Annotated in this window: 17 protein-coding genes and 2 riboswitches; of the genes, 11 read left to right on the plus strand and 6 right to left on the minus strand. The window is 67.1% G+C overall.

Going from position 1 to position 17,885, the window contains the following annotated elements:
* Positions 1-47: 47 nt before the first annotated feature.
* Positions 48-194: riboswitch (FMN riboswitch) on the plus strand.
* Between the two features lie 120 nt (positions 195-314).
* The 11 genes from ACF8C6_RS09770 to ACF8C6_RS09820 all read left to right on the plus strand — a co-directional run bounded on the left by ACF8C6_RS09770 (position 315) and on the right by ACF8C6_RS09820 (position 8,048).
* Positions 315-977 carry a riboflavin synthase gene (locus ACF8C6_RS09770; RefSeq protein ID WP_392499089.1) on the plus strand — a complete coding sequence of 221 codons (663 nt, stop codon included), beginning with the start codon at positions 315-317 and terminating at the stop codon, positions 975-977.
* Positions 978-987: 10 nt separating this feature from the next.
* Positions 988-2,070 carry a bifunctional 3,4-dihydroxy-2-butanone-4-phosphate synthase/GTP cyclohydrolase II gene (gene ribBA / locus ACF8C6_RS09775; RefSeq protein ID WP_392499090.1) on the plus strand — a complete coding sequence of 361 codons (1,083 nt, stop codon included), beginning with the start codon at positions 988-990 and terminating at the stop codon, positions 2,068-2,070.
* A 214-nt stretch (positions 2,071-2,284) separates the two neighbouring features.
* Complete coding sequence (gene ribE / locus ACF8C6_RS09780; protein WP_392499091.1) at positions 2,285-2,761, plus strand: 6,7-dimethyl-8-ribityllumazine synthase; 477 nt, start codon at positions 2,285-2,287, stop codon at positions 2,759-2,761.
* 2 nt (positions 2,762-2,763) lie between these two features.
* On the plus strand, positions 2,764-3,243 hold the full coding sequence (nusB, locus tag ACF8C6_RS09785) for a transcription antitermination factor NusB (RefSeq protein ID WP_277690669.1): 480 nt from the start codon (positions 2,764-2,766) through the stop codon (positions 3,241-3,243).
* 4 nt (positions 3,244-3,247) lie between these two features.
* Positions 3,248-4,225, plus strand: coding sequence for a thiamine-phosphate kinase (gene thiL / locus ACF8C6_RS09790; protein ID WP_392499093.1), 978 nt, complete (start codon positions 3,248-3,250; stop codon positions 4,223-4,225).
* Entirely contained in the window at positions 4,218-4,703 is a 486-nt protein-coding gene (locus tag ACF8C6_RS09795; RefSeq protein WP_392499094.1) for a phosphatidylglycerophosphatase A, read from the plus strand. Before thiL ends, ACF8C6_RS09795 begins: the two co-directional genes overlap by 8 nt.
* 13 nt (positions 4,704-4,716) lie before the next feature.
* Positions 4,717-5,472 (plus strand): ABC transporter substrate-binding protein, encoded by a 756-nt coding sequence (locus ACF8C6_RS09800; protein ID WP_392499095.1) that lies wholly within the window; start codon positions 4,717-4,719, stop codon positions 5,470-5,472.
* Entirely contained in the window at positions 5,459-6,109 is a 651-nt protein-coding gene (locus tag ACF8C6_RS09805; protein ID WP_392499096.1) for a TIGR02281 family clan AA aspartic protease, read from the plus strand. The genes ACF8C6_RS09800 and ACF8C6_RS09805 overlap by 14 nt, the downstream gene beginning before the upstream one ends.
* 114 nt (positions 6,110-6,223) lie before the next feature.
* Positions 6,224-6,835 carry a GTP cyclohydrolase II gene (ribA, locus tag ACF8C6_RS09810; RefSeq protein ID WP_392499097.1) on the plus strand — a complete coding sequence of 204 codons (612 nt, stop codon included), beginning with the start codon at positions 6,224-6,226 and terminating at the stop codon, positions 6,833-6,835.
* Entirely contained in the window at positions 6,832-7,251 is a 420-nt protein-coding gene (locus tag ACF8C6_RS09815; RefSeq protein WP_392499098.1) for an MFS transporter, read from the plus strand. Before ribA ends, ACF8C6_RS09815 begins: the two co-directional genes overlap by 4 nt.
* Positions 7,251-8,048, plus strand: a complete 798-nt coding sequence (locus ACF8C6_RS09820) for a cobalamin-binding protein (protein ID WP_392499099.1) — start codon at positions 7,251-7,253, stop codon at positions 8,046-8,048. The genes ACF8C6_RS09815 and ACF8C6_RS09820 overlap by 1 nt, the downstream gene beginning before the upstream one ends.
* A gap of 69 nt (positions 8,049-8,117) precedes the next feature.
* Here ACF8C6_RS09820 and ACF8C6_RS09825 read toward each other — a convergent pair whose 3' ends face one another.
* The 6 genes from ACF8C6_RS09825 to ACF8C6_RS09850 form a co-directional block, all read right to left on the minus strand.
* On the minus strand, positions 8,118-10,025 hold the full coding sequence (locus ACF8C6_RS09825) for a TonB-dependent receptor domain-containing protein (RefSeq protein WP_392499100.1): 1,908 nt from the start codon (positions 10,023-10,025) through the stop codon (positions 8,118-8,120).
* 83 nt (positions 10,026-10,108) lie between these two features.
* Positions 10,109-10,317, minus strand: a riboswitch (cobalamin riboswitch).
* A gap of 51 nt (positions 10,318-10,368) precedes the next feature.
* Positions 10,369-12,276 carry a 1-deoxy-D-xylulose-5-phosphate synthase gene (gene dxs / locus ACF8C6_RS09830; RefSeq protein WP_392499101.1) on the minus strand — a complete coding sequence of 636 codons (1,908 nt, stop codon included), beginning with the start codon at positions 12,274-12,276 and terminating at the stop codon, positions 10,369-10,371.
* Positions 12,277-12,359: 83 nt separating this feature from the next.
* Entirely contained in the window at positions 12,360-13,313 is a 954-nt protein-coding gene (locus tag ACF8C6_RS09835) for an alpha/beta fold hydrolase (protein ID WP_392499103.1), read from the minus strand.
* Positions 13,314-13,323: 10 nt separating this feature from the next.
* Entirely contained in the window at positions 13,324-16,590 is a 3,267-nt protein-coding gene (locus tag ACF8C6_RS09840) for a carboxyl transferase domain-containing protein (protein ID WP_392499104.1), read from the minus strand.
* A 119-nt stretch (positions 16,591-16,709) separates the two neighbouring features.
* A complete protein-coding gene (gene ispA, locus ACF8C6_RS09845; protein ID WP_392499105.1) occupies positions 16,710-17,597 on the minus strand; it encodes a (2E,6E)-farnesyl diphosphate synthase in 888 nt (295 codons plus the stop codon).
* Complete coding sequence (locus tag ACF8C6_RS09850) at positions 17,594-17,833, minus strand: exodeoxyribonuclease VII small subunit (protein WP_277690612.1); 240 nt, start codon at positions 17,831-17,833, stop codon at positions 17,594-17,596. The genes ispA and ACF8C6_RS09850 overlap by 4 nt, the downstream gene beginning before the upstream one ends.
* Positions 17,834-17,885 lie beyond the last annotated feature (52 nt).

Genomic DNA, 17,885 nt, shown 5'->3' on the forward strand with positions numbered 1-17,885 from the left:
CCGGGCGGCCTGCACTTGTGGTAAAAAGTCCGCCGCGACTTCTCGTCGCACGTTCTCAGGGCGGGGCGAAATTCCCCACCGGCGGTAATGGCCTCTTCGAGGTCTAGCCCGCGAGCGCCTCTCCTGCGAGAGGGTCAGCAGACCCGGTGTGATTCCGGGGCCGACGGTATAGTCCGGATAAAGAGAGAGCGGGATTCCCTCCCAGGGCGCCGTCCGTCTGCGTCCGCGAAAATCCCTATCGATCGGCATTGCCCTGTTTTTGACCAAAACAGGAGATCATCCATGCTGCATTGCACCATCTACCGGGAGGACGCATGTTCACCGGCATAATCGAATCCATCGGCAGCATCCGCGCCATGACGCCCAAGGGCGGCGACGTGCGCGTGTACGTCGAGACCGGCAAGCTGGATCTGGGCGACGTCAAGCTGGGCGACAGCATCGCAGTCAACGGCGTTTGCCTGACAGCGGTCGAGCTGCCCGGTGACGGCTTCTGGGCCGACGTCAGCCGCGAGACCCTGGCGCGTACCGCCTTCGTCGACCTGAAGACCGGCAGCCGGGTCAACCTGGAAAAAGCCCTGACCCCGACCAGCCGCCTCGGCGGGCATCTGGTCAGCGGCCATGTCGATGGCGTGGGTGAAATCGTCAAGCGCGAGGAAAACGCCCGCGCCATCCAGTTCACCGTGCGCGCGCCGCGCGAGCTGGCCAAGTACATCGCGCTGAAGGGCTCGATCACCGTCGACGGCACCAGCCTGACGGTCAATGCGGTCAACGGCGCCGAGTTCGAGCTGACCATCGTGCCGCACACCCTGGTCGAGACCATCATGGCCGACTACCGGCCGGGGCGTAAGGTCAACCTGGAGGTGGACCTGCTGGCACGCTACCTGGAGCGCCTGCTGCTCGGCGACAAGGCGGCTGAGCCCAGCTCGACCGGCATCAGCGAAAGCTTTCTGGCCGAACACGGCTACCTGAACAAGTGAGAGTGCCAGCATGGCCCTGAATACCGCAGAAGAACTGATCGAAGACATCCGCGCCGGCAAGATGGTCATTCTCATGGATGACGAGGACCGCGAGAACGAAGGCGACATCATCATCGCCTCCGAATGCGTCACCGCTGAGCACATCAACTTCATGGCCCGTTTCGCCCGTGGCCTGATCTGCATGCCGATGACCCGCGAGCGCTGCGAGCTGCTCAAGCTGCCGCTGATGGCGCCGCGCAATGGCTCCGGCTTCGGCACCAAGTTCACCGTCTCCATCGAGGCGGCCGAAGGCGTGACCACCGGCATTTCCGCCGCCGACCGCGCGCGCACCGTGCAGGCCGCCGTGGCGCGCAACGCGGTAGCCGACGATATCGTCAGCCCCGGTCACATCTTTCCGCTGATGGCTCAGCCTGGCGGCGTGTTGGCCCGTGCCGGCCACACCGAGGCGGCCTGCGACCTGGCCCGTATGGGCGGCTTCGAGCCGAGCGGCGTGATCTGCGAGATCATGAACGACGATGGCACCATGGCCCGCCGCCCGGAGCTGGAAGTGTTCGCCGAGGAGCACGGCCTGAAGATCGGCACCATCGCCGACCTGATCCACTACCGGCTGATCCACGAGCGCACCGTCGAGCGCGTCAGCGAGCAGCCGCTGGACACCGAGCTGGGCCAGTTCACCCTGGTCACCTACCGTGACGGCGTGGAGAACACCGCGCACATGGCCCTGACCCTGGGCAAGGTGTGTGCCGAAGAACCGACCCTGGTGCGCGTGCACAACATGGAGCCGCTGCGCGACCTGTTCCTGGTCAAGCAGCCGGGGCGCTGGAGCCTGCGCGCGGCCATGGCCGAGGTGGCCCAGGCCGGCAGCGGTGTGGTGCTGCTGCTCGGTAACCCGCTGACCGGCCCCGAGCTGCTGGCCCACCTGGGTGGCAAGCAACCGGCGCCGACCCCGGCGACCTACAGCACTGTCGGTGCCGGTTCGCAGATCCTGCGCGACCTCGGTGTGCGCAAGATGCGCCTGATGAGCTCGCCGATGAAGTTCAACGCCATATCCGGCTTTGACCTCGAAGTAGTAGAATACTTGCCCGCAGAGTAGGGCCCTGCCCAAAGACTGCTGCGCGTCGGCCATACGTCGTTGGAAATGGCCTCGGGATGCTCATTTACCGTACGTAAACTCCGCTCCCTCGGCCATTTCCGCCTAGTCTGGCTCTAGCTCGCAGCCTTTGAGCAGGACCACAAGCCCGTAGGCTAACTTTTCATTACGGAATGCGAACGGCATTCCGGCTCTTTATACAGACTGAGACTCGCCCATGACCCTGAAGACCATCGAAGGTACCTTCATCGCCCCGCAAGGCAAATTCGCCCTGGTGGTTGGCCGCTTCAACAGCTTCGTCGTCGAGAGCCTGGTCAGCGGCGCCGTCGACGCCCTGGTCCGCCACGGTGTGAAGGAAGACGACATCACCGTCATCCGCGCGCCGGGTGCTTTCGAGATTCCGCTGGTCACCCAGAAAGTCGCTCAGCGTGGCGAGTTCGCCGCCATCATCGCCCTTGGCGCGGTGATCCGTGGCGGTACCCCGCACTTCGAATACGTCGCCGGTGAATGCACCAAGGGCCTGGCCCAGGTCTCCATGGAATACGGCGTGCCGGTCGCCTTCGGCGTGCTGACCGTCGACTCCATCGAGCAGGCCATCGAACGTTCCGGCACCAAGGCCGGCAACAAAGGTGCCGAAGCCGCTCTGTCCGCCCTGGAAATGGTCAGCCTGCTGGCGGCCTTGGAGGCCAAGTGAGCCTGAATCACGACGACAGCCAGGACGCACCGCAGCCCAAGGCCAAGGGCAAGATCGCCCAGCGCCGCGTGGCCCGCAGCCTGGCCATGCAGGCGTTGTACCAGTGGCAGATGGCGGGTCAGTCGCTGAACGAGATCGAAGCGCAGTTCCGCGTCGATAACGACTTCAGCGGCGTCGACGGCGCCTACTTCCACGAGATCCTCACCGGCGTGGCCCGGCAGAAGCCGGAACTGGACGAGGCGTTCACGCCGTTCCTGAGCATCCCGCTGGACGAGCTGGACCCGGTCGAGCTGGCCATCCTGCGCCTGTCGGCCTGGGAGCTGAAGGATCGCGTTGACGTGCCCTACAAGGTGGTGATCAACGAAGGCATCGAGCTGGCCAAGGTGTTTGGCGCGACCGACGGGCACAAGTTCGTCAACGGTGTGCTGGACAAGCTGGCGCCGGTGCTGCGCGCGGCCGAAGTCAAGGCCAACAAGCGCTGAGACATTGGGCGAGTTCGAGCTGATCCGCCGCTACTTTGCCGCCTCGCCTTGTGCGCAGGCGGCCTCTGGCGTGGCACTGGGTATCGGCGACGACTGCGCCCTGCTGCAACCGGGACCAGGCCAGCAATTGGCCATTTCCACCGACACCCTGGTCTGCGGCGTTCATTTCCCCGTTTCCTGCGATCCCTTCCTGCTGGGGCAGCGCGCGCTGGCGGTCAGTGTCAGCGACCTGGCGGCCATGGGCGCCGAGCCGCTCGGCTTCACCCTGGCGCTGACCCTGCCCGAGGCCGATCCGGCCTGGCTGGACGGGTTCAGTTGCGGCCTGGCGCAGATGGCTCAGGCGTGCAGCATCACGCTGGTCGGTGGTGACACCACCCGCGGGCCGCTGAGCCTGACGCTGAGCGTGCTCGGCCAGGTGCCGGCCGGGCAGGCGCTGACCCGTTCCGGGGTGCGCGCAGGCGACTTGCTCTGCGTCGGTGGCAGCCTCGGCGATGCTGCCGGCGCCTTGCCGCTGGTGCTGGGTGAGCGCGAGGTAACGAACGAGGATGGCGACTATCTGCAGCAACGCTATTGGGCGCCGCAGCCGCAGCTGGCCCTGGGTCAGTGGCTACGGGGTCGGGCCACGGCGGCGCTGGATATTTCCGACGGTTTGCAGGCCGACTGCGGGCATATCGCCGCCGCCTCCGGCGTGGCGCTGCAGATCGAGCTTGCCCACCTGCCGCTGAGCCCGGCGCTGCGCCGCGTGGCCGGCGATCAGGCGCTGGCCTGTGCGCTGGCCGGTGGCGATGACTACCGGCTGGCCTTTACTCTGCCGGCTGAACTGCTGCCGAGCCTGCAGGCTCAATGGCCCGAGACGGTGGTGATCGGCCGGGCCGTGGCCGGGCAGGGTGTGCACCTGCTCGACGGCCAGGGGCGCAGTGTCGAGCTGCCACGGGCTGGCTATCAACATTTCGGACAAAGCTTAGGGATGCAAGGTGACTGAAGTCGTGAAAGTCGCGCCGCAGGTGTGGCGCAACCCCTGGCACTTCCTGGCCTTCGGCTTCGGCTCCGGGCTGCTGCCCAAAGCGCCCGGCACCTGGGGGTCGCTGGTGGCCATTCCTTTCATCCCGTTGTGGCAGATGCTGCCGGACTGGGGCTACTGGCTGATGCTCGGCATCACCATGCTGTTCGGCTTCTGGCTGTGCGGACGGGTGGCTGAAGACATGGGCGTGCATGACCACGAGGGTATCGTCTGGGATGAAATGGTCGGCATGTGGATCACCCTCTGGCTGGTGCCGGAGGGTTGGTACTGGCTGCTGCTAGGCTTCCTGGTATTCCGGGTGTTCGACATCCTCAAGCCCTGGCCGATCCGCTGGATCGATCGACATGTGCACGGTGGCGTCGGCATCATGTTGGACGATGTGCTGGCTGGGGTATTCGCCTGGCTGGCCATGCAGGTGTTGGTCTGGGGACTGACCTGAGGCGGAGGTAAGCATGCGTGTTTGCTGGTGGGCGCTGCTGATGTGCCTGGCCTGGCCGAGTGCCTGGGCCGAGCAGGCGCTGCCGACGGATATCCAGCTGGTCAGCGAATACTGGCCCAGGCATACCAATCCTGATGGCAGTGGTGTGGCCTGGGAGATCATGCGTGAAGTGTTCGAGCCCGCTGGCGTGGCTGTTGCGGCGCGTAACGAGCCCTATATGCGCTCCATCGGCCTGGTGCAGCGGGGTGAGGCCGATGCCTGGCTGGGCTCCTACGCCAACGAAATCAGCGAGCGGGTCATCTACCCGCATCACGCCTATGACGCTGACCGTATTCAGGCGCTCGGCCTGGTCACGCAACCGCAACCCACGCTGGACACGCTCACTCGTTTTCACCTGATCTGGATTCGTGGCTACGGCTACAACGAGTACCTGCCGGGGCCGCTGCGTTTTCAGGAAGTCGAGCGGCGCAACGGTATCCTCGACATGCTGGTGCGCAATCGTGCCGACTTCTACATCGATGCCAGCACCGAGGTGGCTGACGTACTGGCTGCCAGCCGGGAAGCGGAACGGTTCCGCACCTATGACCTGACCCGCTTGCCGCTCTACCCGGGCTTTGCCGATACTGCCCGCGGTCGCGCCCTGGCCGAGATATATGACCGGCGCATGGCCGAGCTGATACGTGCGGGCAGTCTGCGGCCGATTTTCCGCCGCTGGCAGCAACCGTATCCATTCGACAAGGACATGGAGAACCCTAATGCGTCGCCTTGAGCTGTTCGCCGCCGGCCTGTTGCTGATCCTGAGCCCCGTATCGCATGCCGAGCCGCAGGTGCAGGTGGTTGGTCTGTTCCCCGATGCCGCCGTGCTGCTGGTGGATGGCCAGCGCAAACTGGTGCGTTCCGGACAGACAGGGCCCGGCGGGGTCAAGGTGGTCAGTGCCAACAGCAAGGGCGCGGTGCTGGAGATCGGCGGCGTCCAACGCAACTATTCGCTGTCACGCGAGTACAACCAGGCGGGCAGCAGCGAGCCACAGCGCTCCCAGCTGAGCATCAGTCGCGGCGCCGGTAACCACTACTGGGTTGCTGGCTCCATCGAGGGCCATCCGGTGCAGTTTCTGGTGGATACCGGTGCCACCTCGGTGGCGATGAACGAAGGCCAGGCACGGCGCCTGGGCATCGATTACCGAGTCAAAGGCCGGCCAATGGTGGCCAGCACCGCCGGTGGCAATATCCGCGCCTGGAGCATCAAGCTCGACAGCGTCAAGGTCGGCGGCCTGGAAGTGCTAGGCGTGGAGGCGGCGGTGCTGCAAGGCGACGCCCCCACCGAGGTGCTGTTGGGCATGAGCTTCCTCAGCCGGGTGCGCTGGCGCGAAGACAATGGCGTACTGCTGCTGGAATCCAAGCTGTAAGGCGCAACCCTTCGGTTTCTTCGATCCTTATCCTCGATAATTCAGGCTGCGCCGGGCGGCGCTGCGACTGGTACAATGCCGGCCTTTTCTGCCGAACCTCATCAGGAGCTACCGGTGTCTGTCGTCTTCGTCGCCGCCTCCCAACTGCCCACGCCCTTCGCGGTGTTCACCATGCACGGTTTCCTCGATGAGGAGAGCGGCAAGGAGCACGTGGCCCTGACCCTGGGCGACGTCGCCGATGGTCAGCCGGTGCTGGGCCGTCTGCATTCCGAATGCCTGACCGGCGATGCCTTGTTCAGTCAGCGCTGCGATTGCGGCGACCAGCTCGAAGCTGCCCTGCGCGCCATCGCCGCCGAGGGCCGCGGCGTACTGCTGTACTTGCGCCAGGAGGGCCGTGGCATTGGCCTGCTGAACAAGATCCGCGCCTACGAGCTGCAGGACGCCGGCGCCGACACGGTCGAGGCCAACGAGCGCCTGGGCTTCGCCGCTGACCAGCGCGACTACTCGATCTGCCAGCCGATGCTCGATCATCTGGGCATTCGCAGCATCAATCTGATGACCAACAACCCGCGCAAGGTCAAGGCGCTGGAAGGTTTCGGCGTACGCGTGGCCGAACGCCGCCCGCTGGAAATCGCCCTCAACCCCTACAACCGCAAGTACCTGGCGACCAAGGCCGGCAAGCTCGGCCACATGCTGGGCCTGCAGCACCAGGAAGAAACCGAATGACCCGCGCCGAAGTGCGTCGTCGACTGGCCCTGGAATGGTGGCGCTGGCTCGGCTTCGCCCTGGCGCCGCTGTTCTTCCTCAATCTGCTGTTCGGTGACAGTCAGGCCCTCGGCAGCGTGCTGGAGATGCCCCTGTTCATCGCCGGCGTAGCCTCGATGTTCGTCAGCCTGCCGCTGTTTTCCGCCTACAAGCGCGCGCTGATCGCCACCGAGCAGGCGCTGGACAGCGAAGCCGAGCGTGACGCCTGGCTGGAGCTGGCGCGGCAGCGGCGCAAGGCCTTTCTCGGCGCCTCGCTGCCGGCCTGGATCGGCGCCATCGCCCTGTTCACCGGGCTGCATGCGGTGGCTCTGTTCCTGCTGGCCATGAGCAGCGTGGTGCTGCTCTGTCTGTACCGTATCCCTCGCCAGCTCGGGTGATGCGCGCACTGCTGGCCGCCGGCCTGCTGCTGATCTGTGCCGCGGCGCAGGCGGCCGAGCGGGTGGTCAGCCTGGCCCCCTCGATGTCGGAAATCATGTTGGAGCTGGGCGCCGAGTCGCGTCTGGTCGGCATGCTGGATGGCGGCGAGCGGCCGGCAGGCCTGGCGGGCATACCGACGGTTGGCCGCTTCGGCAGTCTGGATGTTGAAAGCCTGCTCAGTCTCAAGCCCGACCTGATCCTGCTCACCCCCGGCAGCCTGCCCGATGCCCAGCGCCAGCAACTGGCCGACCTGGGGCTGGCCGTCTACCTGAACGAGGCGCGCGACTTCGACCAGCTGGCCGAGGCGTTCGCCGAGATCGGCGCGCGGGTCGGCCAGCCCGAGCGGGGCGCAGACCTGCGTGCACAGTTCCGCGATGGCATGCAGGCGCTGCGCCAGCGCTATCGCCGCTCGCCGGCGGTGCCGGTGTTCTACCAGATCTGGCATCAGCCGCTGTACACCATCGGTGACCGTCAGCTGATCGGTGAGGCGCTGCAGGTCTGCGGCGCGCGCAATGTCTTCGCCGACCTCACGCTGCCGGCACCTCAGGTCAGTGTCGAGGCCGTACTGGCGCGAGCACCCGAGGTGATCCTCGGCGGCAGCGGTGCCGAGCTGCAGCACTGGCAGGCCTGGCCGCAACTGCCGGCGGTGCGGCTAAGGCAAGTCTGGACGGTGCCGGACAAGGGCCTGGAGCGACCCAGTTTTCAGATGTTGGCGGCGACTGCCCGCTTGTGCGAGCAGTTGGCCCAGGCGCGCTAGCCGGGCGCGATGTGCACGGTTTGCTCCGCATCAGGTTGAAAAAAGGCCCCGGAAGGGGCCTTTGTCGTTTTACAGCGCGGGGGTCCAGGTCAGGCCGAGCAGCAGGCTGCGCGGGGTTTCCTGATAGCCGTAGTAGCGGTAGTCGCCGGCGTACTGGTACAGCGCGGTGCCGTAGTCCTTGTCCAGCAGGTTGGCCAGCTTGAGGTCGAAGGCCAGCTCGGTGCTGGCCTGCCAGCTGCCGCGCAGGTCGAGTACGCCGTAGCCGGCGATCTCGCGGCTGTTGGCGACGTCGTCGTAGCGCTGGCTGTAGGCCTGCCAGGTGGCGCCGACATTGAAGTCGCCGAGGCGGCGATCGAGATCCAGGCTCAGGTGGCGCTTGGCGCGGCGGGCCAGGGTGTGGCCGCTGTCGCGGTCGCGCGGGTCGATAATGCTCAGCGACAGGTTGCCGCTCCAGGCACCGAGTTGCTGCTGCAGGCTGGCCTCGAAGCCGTTGATACGCGCCTGGTCGACGTTGTAGTTGCGACCGATGAAGGTCGAGCTGTCCCACACATAGGTGATCAGATCCTCGACGTCGGTGCGGTACAGCGAGGCCTCCAGGCGCGTGCTTTCGGCCAGCTGACTGCGCCACTGCAGCTCGTAGCTCTTCGAACGCTCGGGGTCGAGGTTGGGGTTGCTGCCCCAGTCATCCGGGCCGTAGAGGTCGTTGAAGGTCGGCACGCGGAAGCCTTCGGCGTAGGACAGCACCAGCTCGTTGGTCGGGTTGATCGGCAGGGTCAGCGCGGCGTTCCAGGTGTTCTCGCTGCCGTACTGCTCGTTCTTGTCGTGGCGCAGGCCCAGTTCGGTGGAGAAGTGCTCACCCTGGTAGCTGTGCTGGATGAAGGCGGCCTGGTTCCAGCGGCTCTCTTCGCTGTAGGCGGTGCTGCTGTGCAGATTGTCTTCCTGGTAGTCCAGGCCGACGCGCAGTTGCTGGCCGTTGCCGAGCTGCAGGGTGTTCAGCCAGGCGGCCGAGTCGCGGTAGGTGTTGAATACGTCGCTGCCCGGGTAGAGCTTGTCGAAGTCTTCCTGCTTGTCTTCGCTGTGACCCAGCTCCAGGCGGCTGCTCCAGCTGTCCGCGAGGTTGGCGTCGACGTAGGCGGAGACGCTGCTCTGGCTGAATTCGCTCCAGTTCTCGGCCGGGTAGCTGAGGTAGGTGCTGTTGTCGAAGCGGCCGTAGGGGTTGTCGTATTCGCTCTTGCCGCGCTGGTCGACGGCGCTCAGGCCGATTTCCAGGTCATCGCTCAGGCTGTGGGCCAGGTTGAGGCTGAAGCTGCGATTGCGGAAGGCATCGTGGTCGGCGTCGGAGGCGTAGGACACATCGCTGCGGTCGATACCGTCGGTTTCTTCCAGGCTGCCGGTCAGGTTGTAGCGGGTGCGACCGTCGCCACCGGACAGACCCAGGCTGCGCTCCCAGGTGCCTTCGCTGCCGCCGGCCAGGCGCAGGTAGGGATGCAGACCTTCGCCCTCGCCGCGGCGGGTGAATATCTGTACGACACCGCCCAGCGCGTCGGCGCCGTACATGGCCGAGCGCGAGCCGCGCAGCACTTCGACGCGCTCGATCTGCTCGACGCTGAGAAACTGCAGCGCCGCGCCGCCGGAGGAGGCCGAGCCGATGCGCACGCCGTCGATCAGCACCAGGCTCTGGGCATTGCTGGTGCCGCGGATGAACAGGCTGGTGTTGGCGCCACGGCCGCCGTTGCGGATGACCTGTACACCGGGTACGCGGCTGAGCAGCTCGCCGACGCTGCTCGGGTTGAGGCGCTCGATATCCTGGCGGGTGAACACGCTGATCGCCGCGCTGCTCTCGCCGCGTTGCTGCACGTCGCGGTTGGCGGTGATGACGGTATCGGAGAGTTTCAGCGCCTGATCACGGGACAGGTCATCGGCGACGGTCAGGCCGGGGGCCAGCGCCACGGCGAGGGCTAGACGGGACAGCTTCATGTAAGTTTCCTCAAAGAATGCACACTTCGAGGAGGGCGGGAGACAGGCGCGCGCGGGCGCCTGACGGTGCGGCCCTCCGCAACACCAGTCGAAATCCGTCAGGCCGGTCTCCGGACTCTCGACGCCGGCCGGCTCGCCTTCCCGGATGACTCCAGTGGCTGTTGAGCAGGCCTGCGAGCCTGGGCTCGCGGTCGATTACCGTTGCGGGGGCAGTGCCGGGATTGCCTGTTGGCGCACCGGCTTCCCGATTATCGCTGGCCTTGGCCAGCGCACCTGTCAGAAAGAAAAAACGCCGCGCACCTTAGTGCACGGCGTGGTCAAGCTCAAGCAACTTTACGGCGGTTCAACATGAACTCTGTTCAAGCTGCTGCAATCGGCGACGGACGGCCGCCTCGATGCCGGCTTCGTCCAGGCCGCATTCAGCCAGCATCTGCGCCGGCTTGGCGTGCTCGACGTAGTAGTCGGGCAGGCCCAGGTGCAGCAGTGGCATGACGATATTCTCGGCGGCGAGGAATTCGCTCACCGCGCTGCCGGCGCCGCCCATCACGCTGTTTTCCTCAAGGGTCACCAGCAGATCGTGGCTGGCGGCCAGTTCGCGCAACAGGGCTTCGTCCAGGGGTTTGACGAAACGCATGTCGACCACGCTGGCATCCAGGGTTTCGCCCACGCGCAGGGCTTCGGCCAGTTGCACGCCGAAGACCAGCAGCGCGGTGCCGCGGCCCTGGCGGCGCACCACGGCCTTGCCGATCTCCACGGCGTTGAGGGCCGGGTCGATGGCGGCATTCGGGCCGCTGCCGCGCGGATAGCGCACCGCCGCCGGGCCGTTGAACTGGTGGCCGGTGGTGAGCAGCAGGCGCAGCTCGTTCTCGTCGCTGGGGGTCATCACCAGCATGCCGGGGATGCAGCGCAGGTAGGACAGGTCGAAGCTGCCGGCGTGGGTCGGTCCGTCTTCGCCGACCAGGCCGGCGCGGTCGATGGCGAACAGTACGTCGAGGTTCTGCACCGCCACGTCGTGGATCAGCTGGTCGTAGGCGCGCTGCAGAAAGGTCGAGTAGATCGCCACCACCGGCTTGGCGCCCTCGCAGGCCATGCCGGCGGCCAGGGTCACCGCATGTTGCTCGGCGATGGCGACGTCGAAATAGCGCTCCGGGAAGCGTTCGCTGAAGGCCACCAGGTCGGAGCCTTCCTTCATCGCCGGGGTGATGCCGAGCAGGCGTGGGTCGGCGGCGGCCATGTCGCACAGCCACTGGCCGAACACTGCGGAGTACTTCGGCCCGGCGGCTTTCTTCGGCTCGCCCTGCGGCTTGTTGATCGGGTCGAGCTTGGTGATCGCGTGGTAGCCGATCGGGTCGGCCTCGGCGGGGGCGAAGCCCTTGCCCTTCTTGGTCACCACATGGAGGAACTGCGGGCCTTCGAGGTCGCGCATGTTGCGCAGGGTGGCGAGCAGGGTCGGCAGGTCGTGGCCGTCGATGGGGCCGACATAGTTCCAGCCCAGCTCCTCGAACAGGGTGCCGGGGACCAGCATGCCCTTGGCGTGTTCCTCGACCTTACGCGCGATTTCCCAGGCGCCGGGCAGGCGCGAGAGGATCTTCTTGCTGCCCTCGCGCATGCTTGAATAGGTGCGGCTGGAGATGATTTTGGCCAGGTAGTTGGACAGGCCGCCGACGTTCTTGGAGATCGACATGTCGTTGTCGTTGAGCACCACCAGCATGTCGGCCTTGACGTCCGAAGCATGGTTGAGCGCCTCGAAGGCCATGCCGGCGGTCAGCGCGCCGTCACCGATCACGGCGACCGACTTGCGCTTGCTGCCCTGCAGCTTGGCGGCGATGGCCATGCCCAGTGCGGCGCTGATGCTGGTGCTGGAGTGGCCGACGCCGAAGGTGTCGTACTCGCTCTCGCTGCGGCGCGGGAAGGCGGCTAGGCCGTCCTTCTGGCGCAGGCTGCCCATGCGCTCGCGGCGCCCGGTGAGGATCTTGTGCGGGTAGGCCTGGTGGCCGACGTCCCACACCAGGCGGTCATCCGGGGTGTCGAAGATGTAGTGCAGGGCGATGGTCAGCTCGACCACGCCGAGGCCGGCGCCAAAGTGCCCGCCGGTCTGGCCGACGCTGTACAGCAGGTACTGGCGCAGCTCGTCGGCGAGGCTTTCCAGCTCGCTCTCGGCCAGGCGGCGCAAGCCATCCGGGGTGTCGGCGCGGTCGAGCAGCGGCGTGACGGGACGCTCGCGAGGGATCTCGTGGAAGGTGGTCGGCATCAGGCGAATCGTTATAGGTATGCAAAAGATGCAGCAGTTTACCTGATGCGTCGTGCCTCGCCCAATTCGCGCCGATGACGCGGCTATTGGTCGCGGTAATGGCGGCCGAGGAAGTCCAGCAGCAGGGCGTTGACCTGCCCTGGCTGCTGGCCCTGCAGCCAGTGTCCACACTCGCTCAGCAGGTGTTGCTCCAGGCGTGGCACGCGTTCGGCCATGCGCTTGAGGGTATGGGCCTCCAGGCGGGCGACCGGGTCCTGTTCGCCGACCAGGAACAGGGTCGGTTGCTCGACCTGGCACCCGGCCAGTGGTTCGGTTTCCTGCCAGCTGCGCTCGAAGTTGCGGTACCAGTTCAGCGGGCCGCGAAAGCCGCGGGCCAGGGCCTGGCGGTAGTGGGCGAACTGCGCTTCGCTGCACCAGGTCGGCAGGGCGGGATGTTCGTCGAGGCCGTCGAACAGGCGTGCACCGGCCGGTTTGTCCTGCAGCAGGGCGTCGCCCAGGTCGGCCAGCAGCAGGCGCAGGCTGCGCTCGATATCGGCGTCCAGTTCGGCCTCGGCGACGCCCGGCTGCTGGAAGTAGAGGATGTAGTTGAAACGCCCGGCATAGGCCTCGCGCATGATCTCGATGGCCGGGCGCTTGGGGCGTCCGCCGAAGGGCACCGACATGGCTACCAGCGCCTGCACCCGCGCGGGCTCCAGCAGGGCCAGGTGCCAGGCCACCGGCGCGCCCCAGTCGTGACCGACCATGCACACGCGCGGGTGGCCGAAGTGATCCATGGCGGCCTGGATATCGGCGCACAGGGTCAGCAGCGAATAGGCCTCGGGCTCGGCCGGTGCGCTGCTGGCGCCGTAGCCGCGCATCTCCGGGGCGAAGGCGCGATAGCCGGCCTCGGCCAGGGCCTGCAGTTGCGGCGCCCAGGAATGCCAGCACTCGGGGAAGCCGTGCAGCAGCCACACCGGGTGGCCGTCGCGCGGGCCGCAGACATGGACGCTGAGCTGGATGCCGTTGACCTGCAGGGTTTGCTGTTCGATGGCGTGCATGGACGTGTCCTTACCAGGTATCGACGAAGGGGCGTTTCTTGCCGCTGCGCACCGGCGGCAGCGGCGTGGCGTTGAGGCCGCGCAGCAGCCAGGCGCGGCTCTCGGCCGGGTCGATCACCGCATCGATCTCCAGGTAGCTGGCCATGTTCAGGCCCTTGCCGCGCTGGTAGGCCTTGCTCACCAGCTTGTCGAACAGCGCCTGGCGAGCTTCTTCGGTCTCCTGGGCCGCCAGTTCCTTGGAGAAGCCCAGGCGCACCGCGCCTTCCAGGCCCATGGCGCCGAACTCGCCACTGGGCCAGGCGGCGGTGAACAGCGGCGAGTGGAAGCTGCCGGCGGCCATGGCCTGGGCGCCGAGGCCGTAGCCCTTGCGCAGCACCAGGGTGAAGAAGGGCACCGACAGGCTGGCGGCGGCGACGAACATGCGCGACACATGGCGCACCGTGCCCTGCTTCTCCGCCTCGGGGCCGACCATAAAGCCGGGGGTGTCGCACAGTGAAACCATGGGGATGTCGAAGGCGTCGCACAGCTGCATGAAGCGCGCGGCCTTGTCGCCCGCCAGCGCGTCGATGGCACCGCCCAGGTGCGCGGGGTTGTTGGCGATCAGGCCGAAGGGCTTGCCTTCGATGCGGATGAAAGCGGTGACCAGTCCCGGGGCGAACTGGCGACGCAGCTCCAGCACGCTGCCTGCGTCGGCCAGGGTGGTGATGACCTGACGGATGTCATAGACGCGCAGGCGGTTTTCCGGGATCAGGTGGCGCAGCTCGCGCTGGTCGCTGCACTGCCAGTCGGCCAGCGGGCCCTGGAAGTAGCTCAGGTACTGCTTGGCGGCAGCGACGGCCTCGGCCTCGTTCTCCACCAGGATGTCGATCACCCCGTTGGGGCCCTGCACGGCGCTGGGGCCGACCTCTTCCGGCTTGTAGCTGCCCAGGCCACCGCCTTCGATCATCGCCGGCCCGGCCATGCCGATGGTCGCGTCCCTGGCGGCGATGATCACGTCGCAGCAACCGAGCAGCGCGGCGTTGCCGGCGAAGCAGCGGCCGGACACCACGCCCACGGTCGGCACCAGGCCGGATAGCTTGGCCATGCCGATAAAGGTGTGGCAGTCCAGCCCGGCCACGCCGACGAAGTCGGTGTCGCCCGGCCGGCCGCCGCCGCCCTCGGCGAACAGCACCAGCGGCAGGCGCCACTGTTCGGCAAGGCCGAGCATACGATCTGTCTTCTTGTGGTTCATCACGCCCTGGGTACCGGCGAACACCGTGTAGTCGTAGGCGATGGCCATGCAGCGCGCCGGCTGGCTGCCGAACTGCGCGGCATTGACCGTGCCGATACCGGCCACCAGGCCATCGGCCGGGCTCAGTTCCAGCAGCTCCTCGGCCGAGCGCCGGCGGCGCTGGGCGGCCAGGGCCATGGCGCCGTATTCGATGAAACTGTCGGCATCCAGCAGGTCTGCCAGATTTTCACGAACAGTGCGCTGGCCGGTCTTGCGCCGCTTGGCCACGGCGGCCGGGCGCCGCGCGTCGGTGAGCAGGGCGTGGCGCTCCAGCACCTCGGCCAGGTCGGCGCGGATATGCTCGAGGTCGAGAGTCTGCTCGTCCTGCTGGCCGTTGCCACTGACCTCGCTCGGCTCGATAAACAGCAGCGCCTGGCCTTCGCCCAGGGCATCGCCCGGCTGGGCGGCCAGGGCACGGACGATGCCGCTGCACTCGGCGCGCACCACGAACTCCATCTTCATCGCCTCCAGCACGGCGATCTGCTGGCCGACAGCGACGCTGTCGCCTTCAGCGACCTCCAGACTGACCAGTACGCCGGTGCTCGGTGTGTTCAGCGCCAGGCTGCCGGTCGGCGCCTCGACCTGCTGCTGGCGGGCGCTGGCGTCGTGGCCGGTTGTGCTGAAGTAGCGATGGGCATGGGCCTCGCGGCGCGGCGCCAGCAGGCTCTCCATTTCGCGTTCGACGAAGCGGGTGTCGACCTGATTGCCCTGCACGGCCTCGTGCTGCAGCAGGTTCTGTAACAGATGGACGTTGCTGGCCACGCCCTCGAGGCGGAATTCGCACAGCGCGCGATAGGCGCGGCGCAGGGCGGCCGGGTAGTCGCTGGCGCTGGCGATCAGCTTGGCCAGCAGCGAGTCGTAGGCCGGGCTGACCGGGTAGCCGGCGTAGCCATAGCCATCCACGCGCAGACCGGGGCCGGACGGTGGCTGATAGGCGTTGAGCACGCCGGCGGCCGGACGCGTGCTGCCATCGGCGTGCTGGCTTTCCAGGTTGATGCGCAGCTGCACGGCGCAGCCCTGCGGCCGTGGCGGCTGCAGCAGGCCCAGTTCGGCCAGGCTTTTGCCGGCGGCCAGGCGCAGCTGGGTGTGCAGCAGGTCGACGCCGGTGATCTGCTCGGTCACCGTGTGTTCCACCTGCACCCGTGGGTTGGCTTCCATGAAGTAGAAGCGTTCGCCGGCCAGAAGGAACTCGAAGGTGCCGATGCCGCGGTACTTCACCTCGCCGGCCAGGTTCAATGCGCAGGTGATGATCGCCTCGCGAATACCGGCGTCGAGGTCGGGGCTGGGGGCGATTTCGATCAGCTTTTGATTGCGCCGCTGCAGGCTACAGTCGCGCTCCCACAGGTGGCTGACGGCGCCGCTACCGTCGCCGAGCACCTGTACTTCGATGTGCCGGGCCTCCTGCACCAGCTGTTCAACATACAGCGCGCCATTGCCGAAGGCTGTTTGCGCCTCCGACTGGCAGCGCGCATAGGCCTCGGCCAGGTCGCCGGCGTCGCTGACCGCGCGCATGCCGCGCCCGCCGCCGCCGGCCAGGGCCTTGAGCATCAGCGCGCCGTGCGTGGTGAAGAATGTCTGGGCCTGTTCCAGGCTGACGGCGTGGTTGATGCCTGCCACCAGCGGCGCGCCGCAGCGTTCGGCCAGGGCGCGGGCGGCGGCCTTGTCACCGAACAGTTCCAGCACCTCGGGCGCGGGGCCGACGAAGGTCAGCCCGGCGGCCTGGCAGCGGCGGGCGAATTCGGCGTTCTCGGCGAGAAAGCCGTAGCCGGGGTGAATTGCCGTGCAGCCCTGCTCGCGGGCGATGGCGATCAGCTGATCCATGTCCAGGTAGGCCGGCACGCCGCGGCCCTTGAGCGCTACGGCCAGGTCGGCCTTGCGTGTGTGCAGGCTGGCGCCGTCGTCTTCGGCGAACACGGCGATCGAGCGGATGCCGAGGTCGGCACAGGCCTGGGCAATGCGGATGGCGATCTCGCCGCGATTGGCGATCAGCAATGAGGTGAAAGGCATGGCCGGCCGGCTCCCGTCTGGTTCTTGTAATCGAGCCATCTTAGGCGCCGGGCGGCGAGGGTAAAGCAAGCCTGATCAGGCGAAAGGCAAGGTATTGATGCGAGTGATGGTGACGGCGCTCAGTGGCGCCGTTCAACGATGTAACGGGCCAGCTCGCGCAGCGGCTCGGCGCTGTCGCCGAACAGGCGCAGGGCGTGCAGGGCCTGGTCGCGCAACTCCAGGGCGTAGGCCTTGGCCGCGTCGAGGCCGAGCAGGGCGGGGTAGGTGGGCTTGTGGTTGGCCTCGTCCTTGCCCTGGGTCTTGCCCAGGGTGGCGGTGTCGCTTTCCACGTCGAGGATGTCGTCCTGCACCTGGAAGGCCAGGCCAATGGCCTGGGCATAATGCCGCAGCGAGCGCAGCGCGGTGTCGTCGGCGTTGCCGCTGGCCAGGGCGCCCAGGTGCACGCTGGCTTCGATCAGGGCGCCGGTCTTGTGCCGGTGCATGGTTTTCAGGGCCTGCTGGTCGATCTGCTTGCCCACCGATTCGAGGTCGATGGCCTGGCCGCCGACCATGCCCGCCGCGCCAGCGGCACGGGCCAGGCCGAGCACCATGGACAGGCGCAGGTCGGCATCGCGGGGGTTGCGTCGGGCATCGGCCAGGGCTTCGAAGGCCAGCGCCTGCAGGGCGTCGCCGGCGAGTATCGCGCAGGCTTCGTCAAAGGCCTTGTGGGTGGTCGGCTGGCCGCGGCGCAGGTCATCGTCGTCCATGGCCGGCAGGTCGTCGTGCACCAGGGAATAGGCATGGATCAGCTCGACCGCGCAGGCGGCACCGTCAGCCTGAGCCAGATCACCTTCCAGCGCCTCGCAGGCGGCGTAGACCAGCAATGGGCGCACCCGCTTGCCGCCATTCACCACGCTGTAGCGCATGGCCTGGTACAGGCGGGCCAGCTCGGGGCGGGTCGGTTCGAACAGCTCGGCCAGTGCGGCGTCGACACGGGCGGCGCAGCGCTGCTGGTAGTCGCCGATCATGCCTGCTGGTCCGCGTCGAAGGGTGCCTCTTCCAGCTCGCCGTCGCGCTCAAGGAGGATCTGTACCTTCTGCTCGGCCTGGGCCAGGGCAGCCTGGCAGTCGCGGGTCAGGCGAATGCCCTGCTCGAAGGCGCCGAGGGAGTCTTCCAGGGACAGCTCGCCGCTTTCCAGGCGCTCGACCAGCGTTTGCAGCTCGGCGAGGGAGGTTTCGAAGTCGGCGGCTTTCTTGCGTGCCATGGCGTGGGTCTCGGTAGCAGGTTCGGAACGGGCGCGACACTAGCAGGCCACG

The organism is Pseudomonas sp. zbq_18, from assembly GCF_043102245.1.
Classification (GTDB): Bacteria; Pseudomonadota; Gammaproteobacteria; order Pseudomonadales; family Pseudomonadaceae; genus Aquipseudomonas.